We start from the raw sequence: 2,349 nt of genomic DNA on the forward strand, positions 1-2,349 counted from the left end.
GCGCCCCCCCGCGCGCGCGGCGCGCCCAACCGTGGGGGGGGCGGGCGCCCCCCCCCCCGGCCCCCCCGGCCGCGGCCGCGCCCCCCGGCGGGGGCCCCCCCCCCACGGTCTGTCTTCCCTACCTGGTCGTGCAATTGGACGGTGTCGCCCGGGTACTGACGTTTCTGATCGGTCTTCCCCGTGACACGTTCGCCGGCACCGCGTGCATCGTGGGCACCGGACTCCTCATGGTCTTCTATGCCGGCGCGGGAGGCATGCGCACGACGAGCCTGATCCAGATCGTCAAAGCGGTCGCCCTGCTGGTGCTCACGGCTGCCATGGCCATGTGGGTCCTGTACCGGTTCCACGGGGATGCCGGCGAGCTGCTGCACGCGGCGATGTCCGGCAGCGGGCTGGGCACCCACTACCTGCTACCGGGAAACCTGGACGGTGACACCACGACGAGCATGTGGAGTGCGATCAGTCTGCACGTGACGGTCCTCTTCTCCACCGCCGGACTCCCCCACGTGATCATGCGTCTGTACGCCGCGCCCACACCCAAGTCAGCACGCTCCGCCGCGCGCTGGGCAACTGCGGCGAGCTTCGCCATCTGCGTCATGGCCGCCTTCATCGGGCTCGGCGCCTCCGCCCTCGTCGGCCGTCGGCAGCTCCTCGCCACCGATTCCACGGGTGCCGCCAGCATCCTGCTGCTCGCCCGGGAACTTGACACCAGTGGCCTGCTCCTGGCCTTGCTTGCCTGCGTCATCTTCATCACCGCCCTGGCAACCGTCGCCGGTCTCACACTCGCCGCAGCGTCCAGTGCTGCGCACGACCTGTTCGCACATGCCCTGCACCGCGGCCGGACTACCGACACCGACGAACTCAGCGCGGCCCGGTGGGCAGCCACCGGCATCGGCACGTCGGCCATCGCCTTGGCATGCGCGGCGCAGAGCTGGAACCTTGAGGTCCTCTCCGTGGTCGCGCTCACCATTGCTGCCTCGGCCATCACCCCCGTCCTGGTCTACGCCCTGTTCTGGCCGCGCTTCACCCGGACCGGCGCTCTGTGGGTCCTGTATGGCTCAACCGCTCTGGTTCTCCTTCTGATCACGTTCTCCCCCCAGATCTCCGGTTCCCCGACCGCCGTATTCCCCCATCTGCACCTCGACCGGTTCCCGCTCACGGCACCCGGCGTCATCACCATCCCCACCGGCTTCGCTCTCGGTTGGCTCGGCAGCATCGTCGGCGGTGCGGCACGTCCTGGAGCAGGCCGCGTGGCGGCAGGAATCCCAACGCGTGGATGACGCATCTCCCCTCAACTTCAAAGCGCGCCGAGTCGAGCCACTGGATGACGGAGCCGTCGGGCAGGGGGAATTGCCCATGGAGGCCGCCAAGCCGGAAGGGCCCGGTTGAGAACCGCACAAGCACGCCCGAGGCCGTGGACCGCCCCCGTTGGGCCCAACAGGGGCCACTGGGCGTCGAAGACCAGCCCCACGCTGACCAGGTGGTCGGTGGATGCGGCGGGCGCGGAAACGCACGCGCAAACAGCTGGTCAGGGGCGTTGCCAGTGCCTCCCTCTACTGTGGTCACAGACAGGGAGGAACAGACGTGACCTCGGAGATCCCGCGCACCGGCTTGAGCACGATCGGGCGCCCCGCAGGCCGCCCGGGCGTGGATCAGCGCCGGATGTGCATGGTGATCTGCACGCCGCCGGCGGCGGCCGCCGCCGCAGTGCTGTTGCCGGTCAGGGCGAGGACGAACACCGTGGCGAGGGTGGCCAGGGTGGTCACGACCGGCAGCCACGGATGGAGACGGGCAGCGGAGGTCTCCGTACGCGCTGGGGTACGGCCAAGGGACGTCACGGCTTCTGGACTCCATCGACGGAAACGGTGGCCCGACGTAGGCGAAGGGGAGACCCGCTCGCCTCGAGCTGCGGCCGCCGGAGACGGAGGCACTGCGCGTCTACCTGAGCCTGGAAATGCGGCTGCGGGTGCCGTCGGCCGAGGGCTTGGCGGAGCGGGTGCGCACAGCGCGCTTCGAACGGTCCAAAAACCGCTGGCAGCTGTGCCTGACACCAGCGCAGACCGAGTCGGTGACCTATGCGTTCTATCTACGCGCCATCGGCGGCTCGGGCGCGAAGGCCAACCAGTTCGGCCGGACTACGGGTTCGCCCTCCACGCGGACCGGTAGTCCGGCACGCGGCGGCGGAGCCGCCCGCGGTGAGCCCTGCCCGCGTCGGGTGGACTTCCCGGGCCGGGGCGTGAAGTTCCCGGACGAACTTCCCTATGTTGGCGTCGTTGGCGAGGGTGGTTCCCGCAGGTTGCCAGATCGGGGCCCAGCGGGGGGGGGCCCGGGCTCCAGGCTCTGTCTCGT

Annotated in this window: 2 protein-coding genes; one reads left to right on the forward strand and one right to left on the reverse strand. The window is 70.2% G+C overall.

Going from position 1 to position 2,349, the window contains the following annotated elements; all coding sequences use genetic code 11:
* The first annotated feature begins 128 nt into the window (after positions 1–128).
* Positions 129–1,280, forward strand: coding sequence for a hypothetical protein (locus ACFW2E_RS30860; protein ID WP_384470356.1), 1,152 nt, complete (start codon positions 129–131; stop codon positions 1,278–1,280).
* A gap of 372 nt (positions 1,281–1,652) precedes the next feature.
* Here ACFW2E_RS30860 and ACFW2E_RS30865 read toward each other — a convergent pair whose 3' ends face one another.
* A complete protein-coding gene (locus ACFW2E_RS30865) occupies positions 1,653–1,838 on the reverse strand; it encodes a hypothetical protein (protein ID WP_384470357.1) in 186 nt (61 codons plus the stop codon).
* Between the last annotated feature and the right edge of the window lie 511 nt (positions 1,839–2,349).

The sequence above is a fragment of the Streptomyces sp. NPDC058964 genome (assembly GCF_042741275.1).
In the GTDB taxonomy this organism is placed as follows: Bacteria; Actinomycetota; Actinomycetes; order Streptomycetales; family Streptomycetaceae; genus Streptomyces.